The organism is Novosphingobium sp. 32-60-15 (assembly GCF_002280675.1).
Taxonomy (GTDB): Bacteria; Pseudomonadota; Alphaproteobacteria; order Sphingomonadales; family Sphingomonadaceae; genus Novosphingobium.
In genome coordinates this window covers 34,027-58,770 of record NZ_NCEN01000005.1, presented here as the reverse complement: position 1 = coordinate 58,770, position 24,744 = coordinate 34,027, and the positions used below count along the sequence as shown (strand labels likewise).

General features: G+C 58.4%; 24 protein-coding genes and 1 tRNA gene. 8 read left to right on the top strand and 17 right to left on the bottom strand.

What is annotated here, in order from left to right:
- The gene (locus B7Y89_RS05770; protein WP_292936635.1) at window positions 1-1,206 is read left to right on the top strand and encodes a glycosyltransferase; all 1,206 of its coding nucleotides are present in this window, start codon (window positions 1-3) and stop codon (window positions 1,204-1,206) included.
- Here B7Y89_RS05770 and secF read toward each other — a convergent pair.
- The 3 genes from secF to yajC are packed head-to-tail and all read right to left on the bottom strand — an operon-like array spanning window position 1,203 to window position 4,159.
- Window positions 1,203-2,180, bottom strand: a complete 978-nt coding sequence (secF, locus tag B7Y89_RS05765; protein ID WP_292936633.1) for a protein translocase subunit SecF — start codon at window positions 2,178-2,180, stop codon at window positions 1,203-1,205. The genes B7Y89_RS05770 and secF overlap by 4 nt on opposite strands.
- Window positions 2,181-2,196: 16 nt before the next feature.
- A complete protein-coding gene (gene secD, locus B7Y89_RS05760; RefSeq protein WP_292936631.1) occupies window positions 2,197-3,804 on the bottom strand; it encodes a protein translocase subunit SecD in 1,608 nt (535 codons plus the stop codon).
- A 25-nt stretch (window positions 3,805-3,829) separates the two neighbouring features.
- Window positions 3,830-4,159, bottom strand: a complete 330-nt coding sequence (yajC, locus tag B7Y89_RS05755; RefSeq protein WP_292936629.1) for a preprotein translocase subunit YajC — start codon at window positions 4,157-4,159, stop codon at window positions 3,830-3,832.
- 219 nt (window positions 4,160-4,378) lie between these two features.
- Between yajC and B7Y89_RS05750 the strand changes: the two genes are divergently transcribed.
- Window positions 4,379-4,455 (top strand) — tRNA-Pro (locus B7Y89_RS05750).
- Window positions 4,456-4,789: 334 nt separating this feature from the next.
- Here the strand turns inward: B7Y89_RS05750 and B7Y89_RS05745 are convergent.
- From B7Y89_RS05745 to B7Y89_RS05725, 5 genes are read right to left on the bottom strand one after another with little or no spacing between them, the layout of a single operon-like run.
- On the bottom strand, window positions 4,790-6,253 hold the full coding sequence (locus tag B7Y89_RS05745) for an aldehyde dehydrogenase family protein (RefSeq protein WP_292936627.1): 1,464 nt from the start codon (window positions 6,251-6,253) through the stop codon (window positions 4,790-4,792).
- A 58-nt stretch (window positions 6,254-6,311) separates the two neighbouring features.
- Window positions 6,312-7,913: a GMC family oxidoreductase N-terminal domain-containing protein gene (locus tag B7Y89_RS05740; protein ID WP_292936626.1), complete on the bottom strand. Its 1,602-nt coding sequence runs from the start codon at window positions 7,911-7,913 to the stop codon at window positions 6,312-6,314.
- 1 nt (window position 7,914) lies between these two features.
- Window positions 7,915-8,853, bottom strand: coding sequence for an SDR family oxidoreductase (locus tag B7Y89_RS05735; RefSeq protein ID WP_292936624.1), 939 nt, complete (start codon window positions 8,851-8,853; stop codon window positions 7,915-7,917).
- The gene (locus tag B7Y89_RS05730; protein WP_292936622.1) at window positions 8,850-9,539 is read right to left on the bottom strand and encodes a nuclear transport factor 2 family protein; all 690 of its coding nucleotides are present in this window, start codon (window positions 9,537-9,539) and stop codon (window positions 8,850-8,852) included. Before B7Y89_RS05730 ends, B7Y89_RS05735 begins: the two co-directional genes overlap by 4 nt.
- Window positions 9,536-10,063 (bottom strand): 2,4'-dihydroxyacetophenone dioxygenase family protein, encoded by a 528-nt coding sequence (locus tag B7Y89_RS05725; protein WP_292936620.1) that lies wholly within the window; start codon window positions 10,061-10,063, stop codon window positions 9,536-9,538. The genes B7Y89_RS05730 and B7Y89_RS05725 overlap by 4 nt, the downstream gene beginning before the upstream one ends.
- A gap of 392 nt (window positions 10,064-10,455) precedes the next feature.
- Between B7Y89_RS05725 and B7Y89_RS05720 the strand changes: the two genes are divergently transcribed.
- From B7Y89_RS05720 to B7Y89_RS05705, 4 genes are all read left to right on the top strand, one after another.
- On the top strand, window positions 10,456-11,964 hold the full coding sequence (locus B7Y89_RS05720; protein WP_292936618.1) for an FAD-binding oxidoreductase: 1,509 nt from the start codon (window positions 10,456-10,458) through the stop codon (window positions 11,962-11,964).
- Entirely contained in the window at window positions 11,961-12,281 is a 321-nt protein-coding gene (locus B7Y89_RS05715) for a cytochrome c (protein ID WP_292936616.1), read from the top strand. Before B7Y89_RS05720 ends, B7Y89_RS05715 begins: the two co-directional genes overlap by 4 nt.
- Window positions 12,278-12,655 carry a hypothetical protein gene (locus B7Y89_RS05710; RefSeq protein ID WP_292936614.1) on the top strand — a complete coding sequence of 126 codons (378 nt, stop codon included), beginning with the start codon at window positions 12,278-12,280 and terminating at the stop codon, window positions 12,653-12,655. The genes B7Y89_RS05715 and B7Y89_RS05710 overlap by 4 nt, the downstream gene beginning before the upstream one ends.
- A gap of 93 nt (window positions 12,656-12,748) precedes the next feature.
- Window positions 12,749-13,807: a LysR family transcriptional regulator gene (locus B7Y89_RS05705; RefSeq protein WP_292936612.1), complete on the top strand. Its 1,059-nt coding sequence runs from the start codon at window positions 12,749-12,751 to the stop codon at window positions 13,805-13,807.
- Between the two features lie 4 nt (window positions 13,808-13,811).
- Here the strand turns inward: B7Y89_RS05705 and B7Y89_RS05700 are convergent, their stop codons facing one another.
- From B7Y89_RS05700 to B7Y89_RS05690, 3 genes are all read right to left on the bottom strand, one after another.
- Complete coding sequence (locus tag B7Y89_RS05700) at window positions 13,812-14,255, bottom strand: MarR family winged helix-turn-helix transcriptional regulator (RefSeq protein WP_292936610.1); 444 nt, start codon at window positions 14,253-14,255, stop codon at window positions 13,812-13,814.
- Window positions 14,256-14,313: 58 nt separating this feature from the next.
- Window positions 14,314-16,821: a TonB-dependent receptor gene (locus B7Y89_RS05695; protein ID WP_292936608.1), complete on the bottom strand. Its 2,508-nt coding sequence runs from the start codon at window positions 16,819-16,821 to the stop codon at window positions 14,314-14,316.
- 184 nt (window positions 16,822-17,005) lie between these two features.
- Entirely contained in the window at window positions 17,006-17,482 is a 477-nt protein-coding gene (locus B7Y89_RS05690; RefSeq protein WP_292936606.1) for an Lrp/AsnC family transcriptional regulator, read from the bottom strand.
- 470 nt (window positions 17,483-17,952) lie between these two features.
- On the opposite strand from B7Y89_RS05690, the gene B7Y89_RS05685 reads away from it, so the two are divergent.
- Both B7Y89_RS05685 and B7Y89_RS05680 read left to right on the top strand, forming a co-directional pair.
- Window positions 17,953-18,921, top strand: a complete 969-nt coding sequence (locus tag B7Y89_RS05685) for a bile acid:sodium symporter family protein (RefSeq protein ID WP_292936604.1) — start codon at window positions 17,953-17,955, stop codon at window positions 18,919-18,921.
- Entirely contained in the window at window positions 18,914-19,645 is a 732-nt protein-coding gene (locus tag B7Y89_RS05680) for a hypothetical protein (protein WP_292936602.1), read from the top strand. Before B7Y89_RS05685 ends, B7Y89_RS05680 begins: the two co-directional genes overlap by 8 nt.
- A gap of 16 nt (window positions 19,646-19,661) precedes the next feature.
- Here the strand turns inward: B7Y89_RS05680 and B7Y89_RS05675 are convergent, their stop codons facing one another.
- Genes B7Y89_RS05675 through B7Y89_RS05650 form a run of 6 tightly spaced genes read right to left on the bottom strand, consistent with a single transcriptional unit; the run spans window position 19,662 to window position 24,744 of the window.
- Entirely contained in the window at window positions 19,662-20,222 is a 561-nt protein-coding gene (locus tag B7Y89_RS05675) for a TetR family transcriptional regulator (RefSeq protein ID WP_292936600.1), read from the bottom strand.
- Window positions 20,223-20,266: 44 nt separating this feature from the next.
- The gene (locus B7Y89_RS05670) at window positions 20,267-21,874 is read right to left on the bottom strand and encodes a GMC family oxidoreductase N-terminal domain-containing protein (protein WP_292936598.1); all 1,608 of its coding nucleotides are present in this window, start codon (window positions 21,872-21,874) and stop codon (window positions 20,267-20,269) included.
- An 18-nt stretch (window positions 21,875-21,892) separates the two neighbouring features.
- Window positions 21,893-22,771: an isocitrate lyase/PEP mutase family protein gene (locus tag B7Y89_RS05665; protein WP_292936596.1), complete on the bottom strand. Its 879-nt coding sequence runs from the start codon at window positions 22,769-22,771 to the stop codon at window positions 21,893-21,895.
- Window positions 22,758-23,684: an SDR family oxidoreductase gene (locus B7Y89_RS05660; RefSeq protein ID WP_292936594.1), complete on the bottom strand. Its 927-nt coding sequence runs from the start codon at window positions 23,682-23,684 to the stop codon at window positions 22,758-22,760. Before B7Y89_RS05660 ends, B7Y89_RS05665 begins: the two co-directional genes overlap by 14 nt.
- Window positions 23,685-23,695: 11 nt before the next feature.
- The gene (locus tag B7Y89_RS05655) at window positions 23,696-24,454 is read right to left on the bottom strand and encodes an SDR family oxidoreductase (protein WP_292936592.1); all 759 of its coding nucleotides are present in this window, start codon (window positions 24,452-24,454) and stop codon (window positions 23,696-23,698) included.
- Window positions 24,454-24,744: an antibiotic biosynthesis monooxygenase gene (locus tag B7Y89_RS05650; RefSeq protein ID WP_292936590.1), complete on the bottom strand. Its 291-nt coding sequence runs from the start codon at window positions 24,742-24,744 to the stop codon at window positions 24,454-24,456. The genes B7Y89_RS05655 and B7Y89_RS05650 overlap by 1 nt, the downstream gene beginning before the upstream one ends.

Below are 24,744 nucleotides of genomic sequence, written 5' to 3'. Positions count from 1 at the left end.
GTGAAGCGCCTGCTGTCAATCTCGACGCTGTATCCTGCCCCGGGACGCTCCGGCTTTGGCCGTTTCGTTGCGCGCCAGATGGAAGCACTTGCCGCGCGGGGGGATTGGCAGGTGACCGTGATCAACCCCATCGGCCTGCCCCCGCTCCCGTTGAAACGCTACGCCCCCTTGCGCGCGATACCGGCGGTTGAAGCGCAAGGCCCGCTCACCATTCACCACCCGCGCTTCACACTACTGCCCGCAATATCAGGCCCGATCAATCCCGCGCTGATTGCGCGCGCTGTGCTGCCTCTGGCGCAAAAGCTCCACGCAGAAACGCCATTCGATCTTGTTGACGCCCAGTTCTTCTACCCCGATGGCCCTGCCGCAGCCAAAATCGCAAGCGCACTTGGCCTGCCGCTGGCCATAAAGGCGCGTGGCTCGGACATCCATTTGTGGGGCGAACGCACGCTCGCCCGCCACCAGATCCTTGCCGCCGCCCACCAAGCAAGCGCTATCCTCACCGTATCGCGCTCTTTGACCAAAGATATGGCCGCAATGGGCATTCCCGAAGCCACCACGCATGTGCACTACACTGGCCTCGACCGCGAGCGCTTTCAACCGCTTGAGCGTAAGGCCGCACGGCAACTCATATCGGCTATCCCGGCCCTCCACGTCTGGTCCACAGGCCCCTTGCTGCTCTGCGTCGGCGCGCTCGTGCCCATCAAAGGCCAGGCCATCGCCATTCGGGCATTGAAACACCTTCCCGAAGATGTGCGCCTTGCCATTGCAGGGACTGGCTTGGATGAATCCGCGCTCAAGGCTCTGACAGTTGAACTTGGCTTGGAACAGCGCGTCCACTTCCTTGGAGCGGTAGAGCATGACCTGCTTCCGCAATTGCTCTGCGCCGCCGATGCCATGGTTCTACCGTCTGAACGCGAAGGCCTTGCCAATGCATGGATCGAGGCCATCGCCTGCGGCACGCCGGTCATCATTCCGGACGTAGGTGGGGCGCGCGAAGTCGTGCTAGACGACACCGCGGGTCGCATCGTGGAACGCACCCCCGAAGCAATTGCCTTGGCCGCAACAGACCTGCTTGCCAATCCGCCAAGCCAGCAATCCGTTGCAGCCAATGCAGAACGCTTCAGTTGGTCAGCCAACGCCGCCGCGCTTGCTGCGATCTATGAAGAGGCCCTGGGCCCTCCAGCAACCGAAAGCGCCTCCTAGACCCCTTCGCGGGCCATCCGCTCTTGCTTGTCGAGCGCGGTTTCGGTCGGCACAAAACTGTTCGGATTGACCTTGAGCCAGATCAGGATCGGCGCGGCCATATAGATCGAGCTATACGTTCCGACGAAAATGCCCAGCGTGATCGCTGCGGTAAACCCGAAGATCACGTCCGGCCCCAATAGCAGCAATGCCGCCAGCGTGATCAGGATCGACAGCGAGGTGACAATCGTACGCGCCAGTGTTTCGTTGACCGAAAGATCAAGCAGTTCGGGCATCGGCATCTTGCGGAACTTCTTCATGTTCTCGCGGATGCGGTCATAAACCACAATCGTATCGTTCAGCGAATAACCGATCAGCGTCAGCAAGGCTGCCACGATATTCAGGTCGAACTCCATACCGGTTACGGCAAAAAGCCCAAGCGTCAGCGAAACGTCGTGGAATAGCGCGAACAGCGCACCCACTCCGAACTGCCACTCGAACCGGATCCAGATATAGGCGGCCACGGCCAGCGCAGCAAAGCCCAGCGCTTTGAACGCATCCCAGCCAAGCTCTTTGGAAACCTTGCCAGATACCGAATCAACGCCGTCGATCCGCGCATCGGCATGGTTCTTTTTGATTTCAGCCGTGATCGTCCGCGCCATCTTGTCCGACAGTGCTGCATCGCTGTCAGCGCCTTCGGGCAACTTCATCCGGATCGAAATCTCGTTTGGCTTGCCATAGCGCTGGATGATCGGTTCACCATAGCCAAGCTTGTCGACCTGCTCGCGCAGTTCAACCACCGGGGCCGCAGGACTGCGTTCAAACGTCACGCGGATCATCTGCCCGCCGACAAAATCAACACCCAGGTTCAGGCCCTTGGTCAGCACCAGACCCCAAGATGCCGCGATCAGGATCATGCTGACAACGTAAAACGGCACCCGCCATTTCAGAAAATGGATGTTGGTATCGTCAGGAACGAGTTTGAGGAGTTTCATAAGTCCTTATCTCCCCTTACAGGTTCAGGTCAGCAGGGCGCGCGCGGCGCAGCCACTGCATCACCCACATGCGGGTCAGGGTCACAGCCGTGAACACCGATGTCACGATGCCGATCATCAGCACGATTGCAAAGCCCTTAACCGGCCCCGATCCGAACGCGAACATCAGCACCGCTGCGATGACGTTGGTGATATTGGCATCGAAAATGGCGCGGCTGGCTTCTTTATATCCCATTTCCACCGCCGCCACGACCTTGCGCCCGCGATGCCGCTCTTCACGGATACGCTCGTTAATCAGCACGTTGGCGTCAACCGCGGCACCAATCGTCAACACGAAGCCTGCAATGCCCGGAAGCGTCAGCGTGGTGTTGATCACTGCCATAATCCCCAGGATCATGAGCACGTTCACCACCAGCGCCACATTGGCATACATGCCAAAGCGGCCATAGGTCACGAAGATGAAGACCATCAACGCCAATGTGCCCACACCCATCGCAATCATGCCACGACGGATTGAGTCCGCACCCAGATCCGGCCCGACCGTGCGCTCTTCCACTACCTTCAAATCAACCGGCAATGCGCCGGACCGCAGCGAAATCGCCAAAGCATTGGCGCTCTCTGCCGTAAACCGGCCAGAAATAATCGCACTTCCACCAAGGATAGGCTCGTTAATCGTTGGCGCAGACAACACTTTGCCATCAAGGATGATCGCAAATTGCTTGCCGGTGTTCTGCGTTGTCAGCTTGGCAAACTTTGCCCCGCCTTCGGTGTTGAAGGTGATGTTGACGACAGGTTCGTTGGTTTGCTGGTTGTTCGTCTGCTGCGCGTTGGTCAATTGATCGCCGCGGATGCCGCCCAACCGCTTCACCGCGATGGCCGGCACTCCGCCACCTTCAGCAGGGCTGATGAACGGCACGATTTCGCTACCGGCAGGCGCAATTCCTTGCGCCACGTCCGATGGCAAAGCCGCTGTATCAACCAGCTTGAATTCAAGCTTGGCGGTCTGCCCCAGCAGGTTTTTCAGCGCCTGCGGGTCTTGCAACCCCGGTACTTGAACCACGATGCGCGTCGGGCCAGACCGGATGATTGTCGGCTCTTTGGTGCCCAGCGCGTCAATACGCTTGCGCACCACTTCGACTGCTGTGTCCATGGCCTGCGTTACTGCTTGATCCACGCCTGCATCCGTCGGCTTCAGGATAAAGCGATTACCGTCGCTGACGTTTATGTCCCAATCGCGCTGGCCTGTCAGGCCGGCCCCATTGGTCAAGGGCAGGATCGCCTCGCGCACCGCATCTACTTGCGTGGGATTTGCGACAACGAACGTAAGCGCGCCATCACGGTTGGAAATGTCGCTGATGCGGATGTTCTTGCCATCCTGCCGCAGCTTGGTTCGCACAGACTCTTCCATACCCTCAATGCGCTGCTGGCGCACTTGGCTGGGATCGGCTTCGAGCAGAATATGGCTGCCGCCCGCCAGATCGAGGCCAAGGTTGACCTTTGGTTCGGGCAGTACGGATGGCCAGGAAAGGCCCATGGTGGAGGTGAGCGAGGGGATCGCGGCGATAACGCAAGCCAGCGTTATCAACCAGAGCCAGATCACCTTCCAGCGCGGAAATTCGAGCATGGGCGGTCAGCTTTCGGAAAAAATGTTAGTCGTTTGCAGGGGCAGTGCCGGCGGGCGGAATGATGTCGCCCAGCGTCGTGCGCACAGCCTTCACCTTTACATTCGGAGCCAGTTCCAGCTCGACATAATGATCGTCAAGCTTGACCACTTTGCCAATAAGTCCGCCTGCAGTTACGACCATGTCGTTGCGCTTAAGCGCCGCAATCTTGGCCTTGTGCTCTTTTTGCTGGCGCATTTGCGGGCGCAAGATCAGGAACCAGAAGATAAAGCCCATTGCCACTAGTGGCAGAAAGCTCATCCAGGCAGGCGGTTCACCAGCAGAGGGGGCGGCAGCAGCGAGGATCGTTAACATCATAAGTCCATTTCTGGGATCGCGTGTCCGGTATTGCAACAGCGCGCGCTCGGCATTTTAAACACAAAGCACGCCGTACAAGGCTTCGTGGCGCGGTTAGCAGTTAAAAAACGGCAAAGCAATCGAACGCCCGAGCACGGTACAGTCCCTCAGCCAAAAACGTTTTGCCCAATACCGCGCTTGCCAAGGCGCAACGTGCTGCTTATAGGCCCGCTCCAAGGTCGGGACGTAGCGCAGCCTGGTAGCGCATCACACTGGGGGTGTGGGGGTCGGAGGTTCGAATCCTCTCGTCCCGACCAATTTACTAGCGATTTTCATCGCATAAATGGACTAACCGCGCTCTTGTACGCGAGCGTGATAGTCCTGCTGGTATAGTTTTATCCTGCCACTCCGGTTTTGCAACACGCTATGGAGCGGCACCGCGCAGGGTATCATACCACACCAACAGCCAACTAGGCCGTGGAACAGATACAGTGGATCGCTCGAAGTTCGTCCTTTTCCTGGCACGTGGCGCATCAAGTGACATCACACGCCCAGAGGACGCCTACTTACTTCAACAATACGAGACAGACCGCGGCATTATCTTTGATACCTTCCATCGGCCCAACACAGACAGTCCGTGCCCACTGATCATCACAGAATGAGCGACTTCAATTCCGTATAGCCAGCCAGCCCTTCGCGCCCGCCTTCCCGGCCCAACCCGGAGCGCTTGAACCCGCCGAAGGGCAAGGCTGTGTCGAAACGGAAGGCATTTTGCGTAATGGTGCCTGCGCGCATCCCGCGCATCACTTGCATGGCCGCGTCACCATCATCGGTAAATACCGCGCCATAAAGGCCGAAATCCGAGGTGTTGGCGATAGCAATGGCATCGTCGATGCCCTCATGAGTCAGCACCGCCAGCACCGGACCGAACACTTCCTCGTGCGCAATACGCATGGCAGGGTCCACATCGGCAAACAGTGTTGGTTCAAAATAGAACCCGCGGTCAAGGTGCCTTGGCCTTCCGCCGCCCGTAACCAAACGGGCACCTTCGGCAACGGCGATACCGACATATTCCTCAACACGGTCACGCTGGCGCCCGATGGCCAACGGCCCCATTTGCGTGGCCGGATCGCGCGGGTGTCCGACTGTGATGGCGCGCATCGCGGCTTCTACCGCTGCCACGAAATCAGCCTTGTGCGCCGCTGGAACAATCGCGCGGCTCAACGTAGCGCATATCTGGCCCGCCGACATCGTGATCGTCTGTGCAAGTGTGTTCGCTGCGCTTTCGATGTCGAAATCATCAAGCACGATGGCTGCTGATTTCCCGCCCAGTTCCAGCGTGCACCGCGCGATGCGCGCGCCGCAAACAGAAGCAATGCGCGCGCCCGCAACGACCGAACCGGTGAAGCTGACCTTATCGACCCCGGCATTGCGCACGAGGTGATCGGACACGTCACGATGCGCTGTTACCAGATTGATCACGCCCGGCGGCAGGCCCGCAGCTTCGGCTGCTTCAGCAAGAATATAGGCTTCCATAGGCGTTTCAGGTGCAGGCTTCATCACCACGGTGCAACCTGCAAGGAGCGCCGGTGCGATCTTGCCCGTCATGATGCCGTAAGGGTTGTTCCAGGGTGCAATGGCAGCCACCACGCCAACGGGATCGCGCAGCACAACGCCCCGGCCCGGACCGTCAAAAAGCCCCCGCTCTTCCTGCCACGGAAAGGTTTCGGCCATGTCGGCGTATACGCCAAACCAAGCCGTCCCGCCCCCGATCACAAATGGCGCCACCGCAGCGAGCGCGCCGATCTGTTCCACCCAGGCATCGGCAAGATCAGGTTCGCGCCGTTGCAGTTCTGCTTGCATCGCGCGCAAGTAACCCGCGCGTTCGGCAGGCGTTAAGCGCGGCCAAGGGCCATGATCGAATGCTTCACGGGCCGCAGCAACGGCTGCATCCACATCCGCTTCGTCCGCTTCTGCAACGCTGGCCACGACCACTTCTGCCGAAGCGGAGATCACGTCAATCGACCGGCCAGATGACGCTTCCACCCAACGCCCGGCAATGAACAGCCGGTCCGGGTGGCGAAGGTGCGGAGTGCGGATGGTGTCAAAGCTCATAGGGTACTCCAGTGCTCCCGCGCAGGGGAGCGATTTGGCAAATAAGACGGCGGCGGGATCAGGCGATTGCGCGCAGCAGGTGGTCGCTGGCTTTTTCACCGATCATGATCACGGTGGCGTTGGTATTGCCGATGGGCAGTGATGGCATAACCGAAGCGTCAACCACCCACAGCCCTTCAACGCCGCGCACGCGCAGTTCGGGATCGACAACCGAGGCGGCATCCGATCCCATGCGGCACGTGCCGACGGGATGGTAGAGCGGAACCGCCGCCTTTTTTACGAAGGCGCGCAATGCTGCCCCCGTGACATCCGGGCCGGGACGCAATTCCGCTTCTATCGAGTTAGCAATCGGCGCTTTGGCCAAGATCTCTCGCCCTATTTCGATCGCGCGGGCAAGGCGCTCCACGTCCTCTTCAGCGGCCAGCAAGCGATGGGTGATCACTGGAGGTTCATCTGGCCGGGACGAACGTAAAGTGATCCGACCGCGCGCCTTGGGCCGGCCCACGCTGACCGTGACGCTTACCGCTGGCCGATCAAGCAGGATGGCGCGGCCTTGCGCGCTGAATTCAAAGGCAAATGCCGTCAGCGAAATCTGGACATCGGGTATCTCTTCAGCCGCCGACGAGTGCGCGAACGCTTGGGCGTGGCACATCGACGAGGTGATCGCCCCGCGCCGCCGGAACAGGAAATCAAAGGTCTGCCCAACAGCGGCAAACCCGCGAATGTCGCTGTTGATTGTGGGCGTACGGGTTGCGGCGATCAGGTGAGTGCCGACGTGTTCCTGCAAGTTTCGGCCCACTTCAGGGCTATCCACTATACAAGCGATACCGTGGCGTTGCAGTTCGTCGGCCGGGCCGATGCCCGACAGCATAAGCAGGCGCGGCGTGTTCAGTGTGCCAGCAGACAGCACTACCCCTTTGCGCGCGCGCAGGATCTTTTCTGTCCCGGCGCGCCGCACAACGATTCCGGTCGCACGCCCTTGTTCGATCACCACGCGCAAGACTTCGGTCTCGGTCATAACGCGTCGGGTGGATCGGCCAAGCTTGCCGCGCAAATACCCGCGCGCTGCGCTGCAGCGCAGCCCGCCACGTTGCGTGGCTTGCGAAAAATCGGTGCCTTCGCCGGACTTTTCGCCATTATGATCGCGGTTGCGCGGGATACCGAAAGCCGCTGCCGCATCGACAAACTGGCCGATCACCGGATAGTTTACGCGGTTGTCGCTAACCGAAATCGGACCGGAATCACCACGCCAGGCATCGCCGCCCCGGCTATTGGTTTCCATCCGCCGGAAATAGGGCAGCACATCATCATAAGACCAGCCTGTAGCGCCAAGGTCTGCCCAGCGATCATAATCGCGGCGATGCCCACGCACATAGATCATGCCGTTGATGGCGCTGCCGCCGCCCAGCCGCCGGGCTGCGGGCCAGATGTCCTGCCGTCCGCCGATGGTATCATCGGGTTCGGCGGTGACGCCCCGGTCATAGTCAGGATTGTTGACGACAGCGACGGTAAGCGCGGGCACCAGCGTGCGCAGATCGGTATCGGGCTTGCCCGCCTCGATCAACAGCGTATCTACGCCCGCATCGGCCAGTCGCCCAGCCAAAGCGCATCCCGCCGACCCGCCACCGACAATGATGATATCTGCATCGAAGCGGGCCATGTCAGCGCCCCGCCCCTTCGGCCACGAGCGCACGCAAATCAGTCTGACGGCTCAAGGCAAAATCGCGAAACGATTGCGCGGACCTGCCGGTCAAAAGTTCCACATCGCGAGATTCGATATCAAACCAGCCATCGCGTATACCCACTTCCATCGATACGATATCGTCGCTCGACCATGGAATTGCATCGACACTGTGATCCGGAACGGCCTCTCTCGGGACGCCCATGGCATCAAAGAATGCATAACGTTCTTCGGGCGTCACATCGATCCATCGGATCGGGAAGTCCGCTACTTCGGCAATGATCTGCGAAATGGCCTGGTACGTCAGGCACTCCGGGCCAGTGATGTTGTATGTGCGGTTGGCCGTATCGGGCGCGAGCAGAGCAAAAGCGGCGCTGCGGATACAATCGTCGCGCGTTACCACGGGCATGCGGCCTTCACGCGTGGCGCCCTGCCATTCCCCTGTGCGCAACGGCACGCGCGGTGCCGCTTCAACCAGCGCATCGGCATATTGGGCATTGCGTAGCGATGTCCACACCAGCCCGGATTGGCGTAGCGCTTCCTCGGTGCCGCGATGATCGACTACTGCAAGCGAGGGGTTGTCTGGTTCCTTGCCGATATATGATGTGTAGACGACATGGCCTACACCGGCTGCGCGCGCAGCCTCGATCGCGCGGGTGTGCTGCGGGATGCGGAAGCCGACTTTCAGCGCGCTGATCATCAGCATCCGGTCTGCACCGCGCAAGCCGTTGCTCATGCTCTCGTAGTCGTCAAAATCGCCTTGGCGGACCTGCGCCCCGGCAGCAGCGAATGAGGCCAGCTTATCGGGGCTGCGACTCAGCAGGATCAGGTCGGCGGCCGGAACGCCTTGCGCCAAAAGGTGGCCCACAACGCCCCGGCCGAAAGGCCCGGACGCACCAGTGATGGCGTAACGGGTCATTTTACGGCTCCCACATTGGCAGAAGCGGGTATGCGCAGTGCATAACCCTTGACCGGGTGAGTGAAATGCCACGGCGCAAACTGGCGGCCCAAGCCAGGATCATCGGGCAGGCTCGGCAGATCGGGCGGGAACGCTTCGCTGGGTGGCGCGGAATGAAACCATATCTTTTCACGCAGAAGCAGGGTGTAATACGTCATTGCAACGCCCAGCCCTTTTATCTTCCACACCCCGTTTTCTCGGACGTATTCATTTTCATAAATGGCTTCAGCCAGCAGGAAGAATTCGGTCGTGGGCGGCGAGTTGCCCTGCACCTGCGCGCGGGCGCGTGATCGCGCGGTCTTTCCATCCTGCGCGATAGTGACCAATGGCTGCATCTGGACGTGGTTGATCACCTCGTCCCGCAGCAGGCCCCAGCGGCCATCCCCCAGCACGTCCAGCAGGAACGAATGAATACGAGTCTTGCCAAAATAGCGCCCACGCTGCCCGATTTCCATCCACGGAGCATCGTCGCAAAACAGATCGACCATTTCATCGAACATGCGATTGTCCATGAAGTAGCCATAGGAATATTGCAGCCGCTCGATCGCCTCACGGTCCTCTTGATGGGTCATAGCCGCCGTCAGATGCGCGATGCGTTCCTCCTGCGCGGCAAGACGGCGTTCCAGCGCGTCGATGCGGTTGTTCACTGTCCTGCTCCCTGCGCGGAAATCAACGGACGATAGGCCATCCGCCCACCTAGTGGCAGCGAGGCTGGAACCGGATCGCCTTGCTCGGCAAGGCGCTGCGCATATTCGTCGATCACACTGCCTGCATCGGTAATGCCGATGACCGTGCCCGCTTCATCAAGGTGGATCATGGCACCATACAGGATGAACAGAATCTCGGTCCAATCTTCCGCGTCGTCGGCAATTTTCAGCGTGTGGACCGTGCCTGGCGGTTCAAACAGATAGGACCCGGCGACATTGTCCAGGCTGTCAGGATATTCAAGGTAGGTCCACTTACCACTGAAAGTATAGGCGTGGACTTCACCTGTGTGCTTGTGCGGCACGATCTGCAAGCCCGGACGGAACCGCATGCGCACCGCATAGCGGCCGCCTTCTATGTCGGACATCAGCAGCTTAAGTTCGATGGCCGGATTGCCGGACCAGTTCTGCGCCCACGGCATGCCGAGGGTGTCGCTATGGAAGGATTCACCGCCGGTAATGCTCATGTCAGATCTATCCTCGTCCCGTCGGTGCGGACGGCATCCCAGGTATGGGCACCATCTTCATCATTCCGATGTTTGGAAGATAGGGCAGCAATGCCCCTGCGAAGAATGTGGAAACGACCGATCAGGTGGAAGGTTTTACCTTTCCACTTGTGACAAGCATGACAGCAATAATGACGGCAATCCGTCTTTTGAGGAAGTAAAATAACCTAAATATTCCAATATTTTAGACACAACTTCGCTGCACAAAAATGTTCGGCGTCGTGGTCGCAGGTGTTAACCTGCCTTTGCCACTTGCGTGCCGGACCTTGCGGATGATCAATGACGATGATTGACAGGATCGGGTCGGAATTTGACAACACACGTCAATTCCAAAACAAAAATGGCTGGAGAGCATGGCTGACATTTTACTACCGCCAAGTACGTCCCCGGCTGATTTCAGAAGCTTTCTGAAGTCTTGCGAAGCCGCTGTAGGGGCCGAATGGGTCAAATTTTCGGTCGCGGATGTCACTCCCTATGGCCACGTTGCCATGCCGTTTGATGATGACGACCACATGCCGTCTGCAGCCGTTTGCCCATCATCAATCGAAGAAGTGAAGGCTGTCGTTGCCATCGCGAACCGAATGCGTGTACCCTTATGGCCCACATCGACCGGGCGCAACATAGGCTACGGGTCATCGTCCGTAGCGGATCGCGGCACGGTTGTACTGGACATGCGGCGGATGAACCGCATCACCGACTTTGATCCGGACCTTGGCACCGTCGTGGTCGAACCTGGCGTCACTTATCACCAGTTGCAGGATTTTATTCAGGCCACCGGGCATAATTTCTGGCTCGATTTTCCAGGCCCAGGCCCGATCGTTTCGCCCATTGGCAATACGCTGGAACGCGGGCACGGCGTGACGCCCTATGGCGATCATTTCGCACATAGCTGCGGCTTCGAGGTGCTGCTATCGGATGGAACGCTGTTTCGCACAGGGCTTGGCGGGGTGACAGATACTACCAGTTGGCAAGCGTTCCGCTATGGTTATGGTCCGACGCTGGATGGCATTTTCACCCAGTCCAACTTTGGCATCGTAACCAAGATGGGCCTTTGGCTGATGCCTGCCCCGAAAGCGCACAAGACGGTGATCGCACACTGGCCTGATCCGTCGGATATCGTCCGGCTGACCGACGTGGTGCGCGGGTTGCGGTTGGATGGCACAATCCAGACTGAGGGCGTGCTGGGCAATGCCGGCATATTTCTGGCCGCAACACGGCGCAAGGCCGATGTCTATGATGGGTCGGGCGCGATCCCGCAGGAACTGGCCATTGCGGAATTAAAGAAGATGGGCCTTGGTGCGTGGAATTATGTGTTCACGCTCTACGGTCGGCCGGATCGGGTTGAATCTGATTGGAAAGAAGCAAAGGCGCGGTTGGAAGCTGCAGGAGCAACCCTGATACCAGATGCCAAGGATGAGCAGCAGATCAATGAATTGACGCTAAAATCCTTTGCGCTGTTCAATTGGATCGGCGGCGTCGGGCTTACTTGGTGTGCGCCTGTAGCGCCGATGCGGGGTGCAGACATGCAACGTCAGCTGAGATTGGCGCAGTCCATCACTGATCGCCACGGTGTCGATTTCATGGTCGGCACTGCATTTGGTGAACGGGCGGCACTCAACGTAATGCCGTTGATCTATGATCGGGCAGACAAGGCGCAGATGGCACGCGTCAGGGCCTGCTATACTGAAATGGTGGACGCAATGGCCAAGGCAGGTTTCGGCATGTATCGCACGTCAGTCGGCTTCATGGATCAGGTGGCAAGCCTTCACGGACAGGCCAATCTCGACATCAATCGCCGGATAAAGCGGGCGCTCGATCCTAGCGGGATCATCGCTCCCGGCAAATCGGGAATTCGGGTATGAAGAGGTCGTCGCTGATCGTTGCTGCGGCCTTGGTTGTGGCTACACCCGTGTGCGCCCAAAAGCCAACAGCTACGAAACCGGAAGCCATCTGGCGCGCAACTTGCGGCTATTGTCACGGCAGCGTGCCGGGCGCGCCGGAATTGCGGGGGATCGGCCTGCCCGAAGAGACTGTGATCACCGCCGCGCGGCACGGCGCGCCGGGAATGCCCGTTTTCCACGCGAGCGAGATCAGCGATGCTGATTTGCGGGCGCTGGCACGATGGATCGGACGGCAACACACGCCTTTAAAGACCACGCCTGTGAAGACTGCGCCATGATCAGACGCCGCGAATTTATACTCACGAGCGCTGCTGCCAGCACTGTCGTATTGCTGCCCGGCGCAGCACTGGCATGGCCTGCGCTCGCAAATTTCGACATTGTTGAAGTGGGCATGATCAGGGGTGTTCCAGGCGTTACTGGGACGCTGAGGATAGCAAACGGTGCATTTCTAACCCCCGATCAGGCCCGACGCCCGGTGGGCAACCGCCTATTGGCGCTGCTTTCCCCGGCCAATGCCGCGCTGCTGGGGGAATATGTGCGTTTCGATCAAGGGGTGAAGCTGGACGATCAGCCCTTCCCGGCGCTCGGCTTGCCAGAAAGTCTGGCGATCAGACCTGATGCACGGTTGGTGTCGGTGCACTGGACAGTCTGAGCGGAACGCCCGCGTGCATTGCTTCAAGCGTTGGTTAGGTTTAGTCTCCTGAAGTGATTTGTCTGCATGTGTAGCGGGCCAACGCGATTGGGGATGAACCGGGTGCAGTGCCACATTACCTTGCGCCAGCTGGAAATACTTCTGCTTGTCATCGAGCAGAGCAGCTTTCGCAAGGCCGCCGCATCGCTGGGCCTTTCACCGGTGGCGGTTGGCGAACATATTCGCGCTTTGGAAGATCGCCTGCGCGTATCGCTTTTCCACCGCCGCCGTGGCGGACCGCCTTTGCTGACGCCTGCCGGCGAACTGGCAGCAGAACGTGCGCGGGCCGTGATCGCCGCCGTCAACCATCTTGAGGCGGATTTGCTTCCGCTTTCGACAAGGCCCAACTGGCGCATTGGTCTTGCTCCCTTTGTCAGTCGCAATTTGCTTGGCCGTGTGGCCGAACTGCGCAAACGCTACCCCGACCGTTCGATTACGACGGATATTTGTGACAGGGAAGCTGAAGCGATCACCACTATGGTCGCAAACGGTGTTTTCGACATCGCCATCACGATTACCGATTGCGCAGACGGCGAAAACCTTGACGGACCTGTGCGTAAGGAAATCATCATCGACGAACCGCTGGCGGTGTTCGTTTCGCAATCGCATCCACTGGCTGGCAAGCGCGGGGTTTTAGCGGTCGACCTTGCCGATTTTCCCATTTCAACGCTGAGCGTTGCGCATCCGTTGCGTCACGTGACGGATGCTTCGCTCAAAACCTGCGGCCTTGGTGAACTGCGGCATGCGATCGAAACCGACGATTACAGCGAAATCCTCGCGTCCGTCAGCCATTCACGAAGCTTTGCCTGCATGTTCGCCGAAAGCGGGCGGGCAGATACGATTGCGCATCGTTTGATCATGCTCGATCTGGCGTTTGCCTTGCCCGCCCCCCAAGTCGTTTTGCTGACGAATGAAACCGCAGCTTTTGATCGGCAGTTGCGCCTCGCTGCAGAATACCTTGCCAATCACTATCGATCAGAAGCGGGAACGGCGCGCCGGTCAAAGGGATCGGCTTCTCGCGACAAAATCCCTGGGCGGCTTGCCCCCGGTACCCAGCGCCCTGCAGCCCGATTGGTACAGCCAACGCCGTCTGTTTCCGGAAACCTCTGTTAGGTTTTCAGCGCAGGCAAGCCAATCCGTCCAGCATCAATCTGCTTGAACTTGCTCCAAGCAGGTCCCGGACAACAGCTTCATGGGCATCAATCACGGCGCGGGCTTTGCGCAAGACCTCAGATCCGGTCGCAGTGAGGTGAATGCCCCGGCGACGTTTGTCATCCGAGGCGAATACCGGTTCAATCCAGCGCAGTGCGATAAGCCGCCTTGCGCACTGGCTTATCGTTGCAGGCGTGATGCCAAGCAAGGCAGCAATTTCCGATTGTGTTGACCCGGGATCCGTATCGATCAGCCAAAGCAAGATCGCCTCACGCGGAGTAATCCGGTGGGCAGCAAGTTGTTTTTGCAAACGTGCTGTCAGGGATGAACCGGCGTTGCTCAGTTGCAGCACAAGGTGGTCTTTAAATCCGGTCGTTTGTGCGTTCGTCCATTCGTTTGTTGACGCCATATCAAGTGCATTCCGGAAAAAGTCGGGCGGGAGCGCGGCTGCGCCCCCGCCCTCCATGTCAGAACTTCTTCTTGACCGAGACCGCCCACTCACGCGGCCTTCCAGGCAGGCCTGAAACTACACCGGCACCGGCGCCCGACAGATCGAACTTCGACAGGAAGTAGTATTCGTTGAACAGGTTGGTGACTTCTAGCGAAATGTCGACATCCCTGTCCGCATTGCGCCAAGTCAGGCGGGCATTGGCCAGAGTATACGCTTCGGCGGTGGAGAACAGTGCCGATGGCGAACCAGCGGCAGGAACCGTTGCCGTGCCGGCAATTGCGCCCTGACGCGAAACGTCAATGCGCGGCGTGATCGAACCTGCCGAACCAAGCTGCGCTTCATATTGCGCACCAATGCTCCACTGGGATTTCGATACACCACGCGGCGGCGCCACCAATTGGCTTACGAGCGCCGGATCAGACGAACAACCCGATGTTGCTCCCAACGGATTGACAACCGCCGGAACAACACACTTCCAGTTCCAGTCAAGAAACGAAGCCGAAGCATCGATCTGTAATCCTTCGATGGGGCGAATATAGAGTTCGAACTCAATGCCCTTTACATCGGCATCGCCTGCGTTCTGGGGCACCGCACACGGACCGGGGCCGCCGAACTGTGGGCACGACAGCAGGGTTAGCTGTGCATCCTTGAACTTGTTGAAATAGGCCGAAACGTTGAAGCGGACCTTGCGATCAAAAAGATCGGTTTTCAGGCCAAGTTCAAACGCTGTAAGCTTTTCCGGACCGAATGGCACTGCTTGTGCAGCATTGAACGGACGCGGTGCAATACCACCACCCTTAAATCCGGTCGATACCGTGCCATAGGCCAGGATTTCGGGCGAGAAGCGGTAATCCAAGCTGGCGCGATAATCGAACCTGTTGCCCGAATAGCTGCCGGTGCGGCCAGATAGCGCCGTTCCGTTGGGACCGGAATAACCAATGCCGTTGGCTGCCCCAACCGGATCAAGGAACGCGTTGATCGTCGTGCCATCCAGATTGTACCGGAAAAACGTATAGTCCTTGGATTCATGCGTATAACGGCCACCAAGCGTTAGCGTCATCGCATCGGTGGGATGAATGATCGCCGTTGCAAACGCAGCCTTGGACTTTGAACGGACCGGATCGTTGCCGATAAACTGCAGCGGGAACAGCGGCAGCGGACCGGTTGGCAGAGCAATCGCGACATAGCGAATGTCCTGCAAGGTATAATATGTCGTTTTTTCGTCAGAGATGTAACCACCCACAGTCAAGTCGGCGATCGTGCCGAGCTTTGCATTGAGACGCAGTTCCTGGCTGACGAACCAGCTATCGAGTTCGCTGATGCCAAAGCCAACGTTGGCAGGAGACAGATCCGTGTCGGAACTGAACGATGTATCGAATGCACGATAAGCGGTGATCGACTGGAGCTGAATGTCGTCGCTCAGCTTGAAATCGGCGTTGGCGGCAACCCCCCAACCGGTATATTCGGTCCGACCGTCACTGTTGACTGCCGGCAAAGGAAGGCCCTGCAACGGTGGAATAGCACCGGCAACAAACGCTCCAGCGGTTGAACCAGTGGTCGCATAGTTGCAGAATGTGCCGCAAATGAAGCGCGAGTCATAAGGCACACCGTTGCTGGTCTGCACATTGGGGTTGCTGTTTTCTCCATAGAGCAACACTTCAGCAGAATTGAAGCGACTATCACGGATGTAGTCACCACTAACCATGACATCGACGGCATCCGACGGGTTGTAGCGCAAGATGCCGCGAAGCGCCTTGTAGCCGACATCACCCTGCTTGTTGACGACGCAATCCGCACCGCCAGCGCGCGTTGGAACGCCACTCGTAGGATTGGCGCAGCCGTAGTCTATGTTTTTGACATAGCCTTCCTGATCCGCGAACGTCCCCGACAAGCGGCCAAACAAACCCTCAGCAAGCTTGAAGTCCGCACTGGCGCGCAGATTGATGCGACTACGGCTGCCGTAAGTCGCCGAAACATAGCCGCCACCTTCACCAGTTGGACGGCGCGAGATAAACCTGATCGCGCCACCTTCGGAATTGCGGCCAGTCAGTGTGCCCTGCGGCCCGCGCAGCACTTCGATGCGCTCAACGTCGAGCAAATCGAAGTTCGCGCCAGTCAGGCGTGGATAATAAACGTCGTCGATGTAGAGGCCGACACCAGGCTCAAGCGCGGGGTTGAAATCGATCTGGCCCATGCCACGGATCGACGCGGAAATAGACGGGCCAAATGCTGCGGTCGTCGGACGCAAGACCACGCTGGGGGCCTGGTTGGCAACTTCAGTCAGGCTCGACTGACTGCGCGACTCAAGCATCTCTGCATCAACCGCGGTAATCGCGATCGGTGTGTCCTGCAGCTTCTGCTCGCGAAATTGGGCTGTCACGACGATTTCGGCGACACCCGAAGATGGTTCCATCGCAGTTTGCTGCGCAGCATTTTGCGCGAATGCCGATGACGAAAGTGCAATACCCGAAAGACCTGCGCACAATGCAGCGCGCGTGAAATTCCTCGATCTGTAGCTTGTCATGTCCACTCCCTCCTGTTTTTCGAACACTTTTTCGGTGCCGCGGCCCTTTGTGCTCTAGTTATGATGTATAACATACGATTTCGGTCATTTCCAACCTAAATCCACCCCGAAATACCTCATACGGGGCATATATTTCAGAAAATATCCTGCCAACTTTCCAGAAGTGACCCCAAATAAAATGCCTTTACGAAATCGGTAGAGTGGTGGTGTCCTTGATCGCTTCCAGCACAAAGCTGGACCGCATATCCTGCACTCCCGGCAACCGCAGCAAAACGTTCTGAGCCAGCGCGGAATAGGCAGTCATGTCCTTTGCCACCACAGTCAGCAGAAAATCAAACTGTCCCGCCGTGATATAGCACCCGATGATCGATGGCTCCCGCCTCACAGCAACTTTGAACAAATCGACAATTGACGTTTCTGCTATTTGGGGAACCTTGACCTCGACAAATGCCATGATGCCAAGGCCCAGTTTTTCCCTGTCGAGAATCGCTGCATAGCGGGCAATGACGCCGCTATCTTCCAGTTGCTTCAGGCGCCGCAAACATGGGCTAGGCGACATGCCGATCTGATCTGCAAGAGCAACATTCGGCATCCGACCGTCAGCCTGAAGTATATTTAGGATCTTTTTGTCCGAATTTGAAAAGGTCATAAAGCGCCCCATATGAATCAAAATTGGTCACGTGATGACGGCACATATAGAATAACTGAACGAAAAGCGAAGGGTTGGCTTTCAAAAATGGGTCGTCTGACATCAACCATTGTCGGGAGGTCCCTCTGCCGGCCGTGAGTATCTGTGGTCACGATCTGACGTTTGGCAATCGTCCGCCAATTTGGCCTTGATGCAAGCGTCAGACTGTCTGATGACGTAGCAAATCGCCGAAAGATAGCTGCATTGAGCGCTGTGATGGTGAACCGTGGCACGACCTTCGATAAAATCAGCGGCACCACACCATGGTTTATGCTTTGCTAGGTCCCCCGCAGCCATGACGAACATGCTGGCGGAATTATTACTGCTCAACGCGCCATATTACGTCACCATATGACCATATATAACGATTATGGCGTCATAAAAGGTCAGAAATGCCCCGAGGTTCCTGATAAATCCTACTTCGATTGTATCCGGAGTTCTTCATGCTGCGTTGGCTTTTGCCCGATCCGTTTATCCTTGGGCTAGTAACCGCGCTTGTGCTGGCAACGGTCCTGCCTGCAACAGGCCTTGCCGCGCAAGGGGTGGCTGCGCTCTCGGTCGCAATGGTCGTGATGCTATTCTTCTTCGTAGGGGCCAAACTGTCGCGCGCCTCGATTGTCGAGGGGATTGCGCACTGGCGATTGCATCTGATTATTCTGTCGAGCACCTTCGTGATGTTTCCATTGTTGGCGCTGGCCTTGTCAAAGGCGCTGGCGGGCGCATTTTCGCCAACTTTGTGGACTGGTGTATTCTTTCTTGCGGCCCTGCCATCGACAGTTCAGTCCTCGATTGCGCTGACCTCGATCGCGCGTGGCAACATCGCTGCTGCGGTGGCCGCAGCATCGGCATCACAGCTTCTCGGCATTTTCCTTGCGCCTGCCATATTCAGCCTTTTGGCCGATGTGAACGGCAGCCACATTTCCCCGTCAGCGGTCGGCAAGATTGCTCTTGAAATCTTTGTCCCGTTCATCACCGGACATCTCGCGCGACCGTGGATTGCGGATTGGGTAACACGGCACAAAGCGCTGATCACGATCACCGATCGCGGTACGATCCTGGTTGCGGTTTATGCTGCGTTTTCGGCGGCCGTGCTGGAAGGCATCTGGAACCGGCTCCCGCCCGGCGACTTGCTCAAGCTGGGAGTGCTGTGCGCAATCATCCTGACGCTAGCACTATCGTTCACTTACGGCTTGGCCCGCGCACTTGGTTTCAACCGCGAAGACCGCATAGCCATTGTGTTTTGCGGCACCAAGAAATCGCTTGTGCAAGGGGTGCCAATGGCGCGGGTCATGTTCAGCGGCCCCGACCTTGGCTTGATTTTGCTGCCGATCATGATCTTCCACCAAATGCAGTTGATGGTCTGTTCTGCCATTGCCCGCCGCTTTGCCACAGGAGTATCCCAAGATGCGTGACGAAAAACCATGGCCGCAGGCGGGCCGCGAAAGGATGATGCTAAGTGCGCCGGTGGGCCGGATCGGGCGAGGCGAAGTCGACCCTGAACCAGAAATGCTAAGGCGCCTGAACCCCAAAACTGTGTTCATGATGGGCGACAACCCGGCGCTGCCCAGAATGCCTGAAAAACCGCGCCTTCTCGACTTTTTCCACTATCGCTTCAACGACATCACGATCCGGCACTTGCTGACCAGTGCAGAGCGGGCGCTGGCAGGTGGCATGGACGAAAAGATCGTTCTGGCGGTTCTGCTCCACGATTTGTCCAACGGTTGCCTGATCCGCTCGGATCACGGATATTGGGGCGCACAGATGATTGCACCCTATGTTGACGAAGAAATCGCATTCGCGGTCAAATACCATCAGTGCTTGCGTTATTTCGCGGATGCTGATGCAGATTATGCCTATCCCGAAACCTACGACCTCTTCTTCGGTCCGGATTACCAGCCGCCCGAATACATCCGCCAGGACGCGCAATTTGCCCGCAATCATCGTTGGTATATGTCAGCGCGGCTGGTGACCAAGTACGATATCTACTTCTTTGACGATCTGCCGCCGGTCAATCCTGAAATCTTCGTGGACATCATCGGACGCCATTTCCGCGAACCCGACGAAGGACTGGGCTTTGATGGATCACCCGTTGCGCATATGTGGCGGACGATGATCTGGCCGAACAATTTCCTGTAGTGACTAGTGTCAGGACCTAGGCCATTCTGATATTTGACAGTCCGTGCGCCACCGCATTGAGCGCGGTATCGAATGCTCGTTCGGGGTCTGCGCTGCCGACCATAAGCGTGTCCAGTTGCCGATTGCCCTCGAACAAAGACCAGCCAAGGGTAAAGGAATTGATCGTCGATTGGGCCAGTCTTGCCTCTGCCGCTGTCATACCCCCGGCCATCAGGTGGGCATCGATCCGTTCAGCCAGTTCGTTTGTCATTGCCTCGGTCGGCGCTACATAGGCGATCAGACGCGCGGAATCACGCCTGTGCAAGTGGCTTCGGCGCAGCGCCCTGCCAAGATCGATCAGCCATTCGCGGCCTTGCAACGTGAAGTCGACCTCGGCCAGAACTTCACGCAGCAAGGCTTCGGCCATGAGGCCATAAAGTTCCGCCCGGTTTTTGACATACCAGTACAGGGCCGGTGTTTGGACCCCGAACGCATCGGCAATCTTTCGCAGGCTCAGGGTTTCGAAACCTTCGGCCTGAAGGATGGCAAGGCCTGCCTCGCGAATGGCAGCAGTATCTATCGTCGGCTTTTTCTCCATCGGCGCCCTATCCACCGGCTCGCGATTTAAGGCAATGTCGCTCATTATAAAGCTGCGCGCCCAAGGATCATATCGGAAACCTTGTCACCCACCGCCATGATCGCCGCATGGGGATTGCCCGAAATCTGGGTCGGGAAGATCGAGGCATCGACCACACGCAGGTTTTCGATACCATGCACCTTGCATTCGGCATTAACCACCGCGGCTGCGTCGATCCCCATCCTGCATGAACCCATCGGGTGAGATGTCGTGCCCGCCACCGATTTCAGATACCTTTCCAGCGCCGCGTCATCATCAAGAGGCGCGGCGGGACGCGTGATTTCGCCGGCTATATCGGCGAAGGGAGGCTGCCTGATCATGCCAGTGAGTAAACGGTAAAAGGCTTTCATCCGCGCCATGTCATTTGGCGCCGTGAGGAGGTTATAACGTATGCGCGGCGGCACGGCGGGATCGGCCGATGCCAGCGTGATGCAGCCCCTGCTTTCCGGATGCGCAAGGCCGAAGCTCATCATCAGCTTGTGCGGGCCGGGTTTGGAGATGCCGGGATACCAGACTTTTGAAAGCATTGTCGCAGCGGCAAGGTTCAAGCGAAGGTCTGGCGAGCGATCCGATACATTGGTCCTGACCGACCCCGTCGCCACAATCGGCGGCCCCGCAGCAATGCCACCAAGCCCAAGTGCCCATTGCGCCAAAGACAGAGCGAACCGGTCGGCGCGCAGATTGCGGACAAAACTAAGCGGTTGCTTCACCGTGAATTCAAAACTGCCCCCGGGCTGGTCATTGAGATTACGGCCAACGCCCGGAAGATCGATCACCGGTTCGATCCCGATGGCCGCCAGTTCATCGGCCGGGCCGACGCCCGACAGCAGCAGGATCTGGGGTGATGCAATTGCCCCTGCCGCGACGATCACCTCGCGACTGGCGCGGACGCGCTTGCGCTTTCCGTTGTGAAGATATTCCACGCCGGTCGCGCAGCCGTTTTCGATAATGATCTTTTGCACCTGCGCGAACATTTCAATCGTCAAGCTCGGGCGGCTTGAAATCGGCCGCAGGAATGCATCGGCAGCGCTGACACGGCGGCCGCGACGATCCACGTTCAGATCGGACAGGCCAATGCCTTCGCCATCATTCGTCAGGAAATCGTCCGTCACTGCCCACCCCATTTGCCGGGCGGTTTCCAGAAAGGCCGGGGTGAAAGGACTCCGGTTGCTCGCCGGGGAAACGGCCACTTCGCCGCTGTCGCCATGGACGGCGTCAGCCCCGCGCCAATGGTTTTCGATACGCCTGAAATAGGGCAGCAAAGCGGCATAGTCCCAGCATTCAAGGCCGAGGTCCCGCCATTGATTGTAATCGTGCGGGCTGCCGCGATTATAGATCGTGCCGTTTATCGCAGAACTGCCACCCAGCCCTTTGCCACGCGGGACAGGTATCTTGCGTCCGTCCAGACCCGGCTCGGGTTCGCTCCACAGGCCCCAACTGGTCTTCGGGTTGAACCAGAGTTTCGTTGCAGCCAAAGGCATCCGGTACAAGATACTGCGGGTAGTGCCCCCTGCTTCCAGTAGCAGGACCTTACCGCCACCTGCCCCACTCAGCCGATTGGCAAGGACGCAGCCTGCAGACCCTGCGCCGATCACGATATAGTCCGGGTTCACAGGGCGTTCCTTGCGCAATCAACCGGCAAAATGGCGATCCACTTCTGTCCACTCTGCGGTTTTCAGGTACTGGCCGATAATCCTTGGATCGAAATCAGCAGGCGGTGCGCCGCTATCTTGGCGGATGGCGTCCAACCCCTGCTGGATTGCCAAGACCACGCGCCACAGGATGGCGGCTGGATAAATGGCAACTTCAATTCCGATCTGCGCAAGTTCTTCCAATGACGGCGCAAACCACGGCGTGCCGGGCACGACAACCGCCATGATGGGAACGCTAACGGCATCGCGCAGTCGTTTAAATGCGTCAGCATTGGCAAGACCGGGCACGATGATCGCATCCACGCCAATGTCTTGATAGGATACCGCCCGCGCAATGGCCTCGGCCAGATCGACGGCATATGCTGCATCGCTACGGCCCACGATCAGGAAATCGTCGCTGCTGCGAGCGGCAAGCGCGGCCCGCAATTTGCCCTGTATTTCCTCTCGGGTTGAAACGGCGGGCGGCCGGTCCAGCCGGGGCGGCAGCACAAGGTCTTCAAAAGCAATCGCTGCAACGCCAAGCTTTTCGAAGCTACGCACGGTGCGGGTCACCGCCTTGGCATCGCCAAAGCCGTTTTCGCCATCGACCATGACCGGCAGTTGCGAGCCTTCCATGATCCGGCCAACCGCATCGCGGTATTCTCCAAAGCTTTGCAAGCCAGCATCCGGCAAAGCCAGTTGCACCGCCGCCAAGGCAGAGCCGCCCACACCATATGCGGTGAACCCCGCAGCCTCGATCATGCGCGCGCTCAAAGCATCGTGCGCTCCGGGCAGCACCAACGGATACCCGGTTGTGGCCAAGGTCGTCAGGTCGAGAGCGGGACGCCCACTTGTGCGCTTCGGCTCAGCAATCGTCATAGCTGCGGCCTTTGCAGAACTCGAAAACTTCGCGAAGCGTATAGGGGTCTTTGCCCGTGATGAATTTGACATGGTGCGAGAGGATCGCGTGAAAACCCATGCTCCAAGCAATATCCGCCGTCACCATTTCATCACTGGCCCACAAATGCGTATCGGGGTGCGCGTCCATGCTTTCCGAATACGTGCGCGGCACGCCCATTGCGTCGAATTGGGCATAACGCTCTTCGGTCGTCACCGGCACGTATTCGATCGGCACATTGTAGACTTCCGACGTAATCGCAGCGATGTCGCGAAAGCCGAACAACTCGGTCCCGCTGATCTCATATGTCGCCCCATTGTGCAGGTCCGGGTGCATCAGGCAGGTGGCGGCGCACAAGGCGATGTCGCGCTTTGACACAGGCGCCATCAGCCCCTCACCCGCCGCCTGAATCCATTTGCCAGTGCGCAGGGCTGGCTGCGAGGCAATGGTGGGGAAAACCTCGGCATAAGTTGCGTTGCGCAGGATGGTGTAGCCCAACCCTGAATCGCGCAAGTCGCCCTCAGTCACGATATGATCGGTGGCCGACAGTGTGGGATTGCGGGGATGAATGCCCGCGACCGATGTATAGACAATATGCTTGATGCCTGCCTTTCTGGCAGCATTGATTGCATTGCGGTGCTCCGGCACGCGCTTGGTCACCGCCAAACCGCTGATCAGCATTAGCACGTCACTTCCCGCATAAGCGGCTTCCAACGCTGCCGGATCGTTGTAATCCCCAGCGTGGACAGCCACACCGAGTTGCGCCCTTTCGGCCAGCTTCTCAGGCGTCCGGGTGACGAGTGCCAGATTGGCAGGCGCGATCTGGTCGAGCAGGATGGCGGTGATCCGTCGCCCCAAATCGCCCGAGGCACCGCTGATGACGATCTTTTCCATATCCGTTATCCTCACTGTACCGTCACGCCGCCGTCCACGCTTAGCAAGGCGCCAACCATGTAGCTGGCCGCGTCAGAGCAGAGGAACAGTGCGGTTTGCGCAACCTCTTGTGGCGAAGCGATGCGGCCGATGGGCGCTTGGGCGTTCATCGCCTCACGCGCGCCGGGCTGCGCCAATGCCCCTGCCAGCATCGGTGTATCGACAAAGCCCGGACAGATCGCGTTCACCCGGATGCCATGACCGATCAAATCTAGCGCCGCCGCCTTGGTCAGCCCGGCAACGCCATGTTTGCTGGCGACATAGGCGGCCATGCCCGGTGCTGCGATCAACGCGGCGATGGAAGCGGTGTTGACAATTGCGGTGCCGCCAGAAGCCTTGAGCGCGGGAACTTGCGCCTTCATCGCATAGAACACACCGCTGAGATTGGTGGCGAGCAAAGTATCCCAGTTCTCGACCGAGAAATCTTCGAACGCGCCACCAATGGCCGATGGCATCCCGGCGTTGTTGAACGCGACATGCAAAGCGCCGTAAATCGCGAGCGCGTGGTCGACCATAGACTGACACGACGCCGGATCGGATATATCGACAAACACCGCACTGGCGATGCCTCCACCGTCCACAATTGCCTGAGCGCCCTGTTCGGCCAAGGCAATGTTGCGGTCGGCCAGCACGACTTGCGCGCCTTCGTCCGCAAAGGCTTGTGCTGCAGCAAGTCCGATACCGCCTGCCGCGCCCGTTACCAGCACCACTTTGCCGGAAAATCGGGCCATCAGGCGACGACCTCCAGCCATTCGACGGTGGGCGGACCTGACAGGCACGCGCTCATCGCGGGCATCATCTCCAAAACGTAATCATAGGTCTGATGCGCAAGCTGCGTTTCCCAGCTTTCGAACAGTTGCATCGAGACATAGCGCGTGTCGCAATCGCGCTGACGGGTCAGGTTATACAACGAATAGCTGGGATCGCGCTCTCGGATATTGTGGACATGCTGCGTTGCCGCAGCTTCGAAAGCTGCCTGTTTACCCGGCGTGATGTCAAAGTGAATCAGCATGGCTTTCAT

Excerpts from the sequence above, each read along its gene's own strand:
- secF (WP_292936633.1), bottom strand. The coding sequence starts at position 2,180 with ATGAAACTCCTCAAACTCGTTCCTGACGATACCAACATCCATTTTCTG.
- secD (WP_292936631.1), bottom strand. The coding sequence starts at position 3,804 with ATGCTCGAATTTCCGCGCTGGAAGGTGATCTGGCTCTGGTTGATAACG.
- yajC (WP_292936629.1), bottom strand. The coding sequence starts at position 4,159 with ATGATGTTAACGATCCTCGCTGCTGCCGCCCCCTCTGCTGGTGAACCG.
- B7Y89_RS05745 (WP_292936627.1), bottom strand. The coding sequence starts at position 6,253 with ATGAGCTTTGACACCATCCGCACTCCGCACCTTCGCCACCCGGACCGG.
- B7Y89_RS05740 (WP_292936626.1), bottom strand. The coding sequence starts at position 7,913 with ATGGCCCGCTTCGATGCAGATATCATCATTGTCGGTGGCGGGTCGGCG.
- B7Y89_RS05735 (WP_292936624.1), bottom strand. The coding sequence starts at position 8,853 with ATGACCCGTTACGCCATCACTGGTGCGTCCGGGCCTTTCGGCCGGGGC.
- B7Y89_RS05725 (WP_292936620.1), bottom strand. The coding sequence starts at position 10,063 with ATGAGCATTACCGGCGGTGAATCCTTCCATAGCGACACCCTCGGCATG.
- B7Y89_RS05720 (WP_292936618.1), top strand. The coding sequence starts at position 10,456 with ATGGCTGACATTTTACTACCGCCAAGTACGTCCCCGGCTGATTTCAGA.
- B7Y89_RS05715 (WP_292936616.1), top strand. The coding sequence starts at position 11,961 with ATGAAGAGGTCGTCGCTGATCGTTGCTGCGGCCTTGGTTGTGGCTACA.
- B7Y89_RS05710 (WP_292936614.1), top strand. The coding sequence starts at position 12,278 with ATGATCAGACGCCGCGAATTTATACTCACGAGCGCTGCTGCCAGCACT.
- B7Y89_RS05705 (WP_292936612.1), top strand. The coding sequence starts at position 12,749 with ATGAACCGGGTGCAGTGCCACATTACCTTGCGCCAGCTGGAAATACTT.
- B7Y89_RS05700 (WP_292936610.1), bottom strand. The coding sequence starts at position 14,255 with ATGGCGTCAACAAACGAATGGACGAACGCACAAACGACCGGATTTAAA.
- B7Y89_RS05695 (WP_292936608.1), bottom strand. The coding sequence starts at position 16,821 with ATGACAAGCTACAGATCGAGGAATTTCACGCGCGCTGCATTGTGCGCA.
- B7Y89_RS05690 (WP_292936606.1), bottom strand. The coding sequence starts at position 17,482 with ATGGGGCGCTTTATGACCTTTTCAAATTCGGACAAAAAGATCCTAAAT.
- B7Y89_RS05685 (WP_292936604.1), top strand. The coding sequence starts at position 17,953 with ATGCTGCGTTGGCTTTTGCCCGATCCGTTTATCCTTGGGCTAGTAACC.
- B7Y89_RS05680 (WP_292936602.1), top strand. The coding sequence starts at position 18,914 with ATGCGTGACGAAAAACCATGGCCGCAGGCGGGCCGCGAAAGGATGATG.
- B7Y89_RS05675 (WP_292936600.1), bottom strand. The coding sequence starts at position 20,222 with ATGGAGAAAAAGCCGACGATAGATACTGCTGCCATTCGCGAGGCAGGC.
- B7Y89_RS05665 (WP_292936596.1), bottom strand. The coding sequence starts at position 22,771 with ATGACGATTGCTGAGCCGAAGCGCACAAGTGGGCGTCCCGCTCTCGAC.
- B7Y89_RS05660 (WP_292936594.1), bottom strand. The coding sequence starts at position 23,684 with ATGGAAAAGATCGTCATCAGCGGTGCCTCGGGCGATTTGGGGCGACGG.
- B7Y89_RS05655 (WP_292936592.1), bottom strand. The coding sequence starts at position 24,454 with ATGGCCCGATTTTCCGGCAAAGTGGTGCTGGTAACGGGCGCGGCAGGC.
- B7Y89_RS05650 (WP_292936590.1), bottom strand. The coding sequence starts at position 24,744 with ATGAAAGCCATGCTGATTCACTTTGACATCACGCCGGGTAAACAGGCA.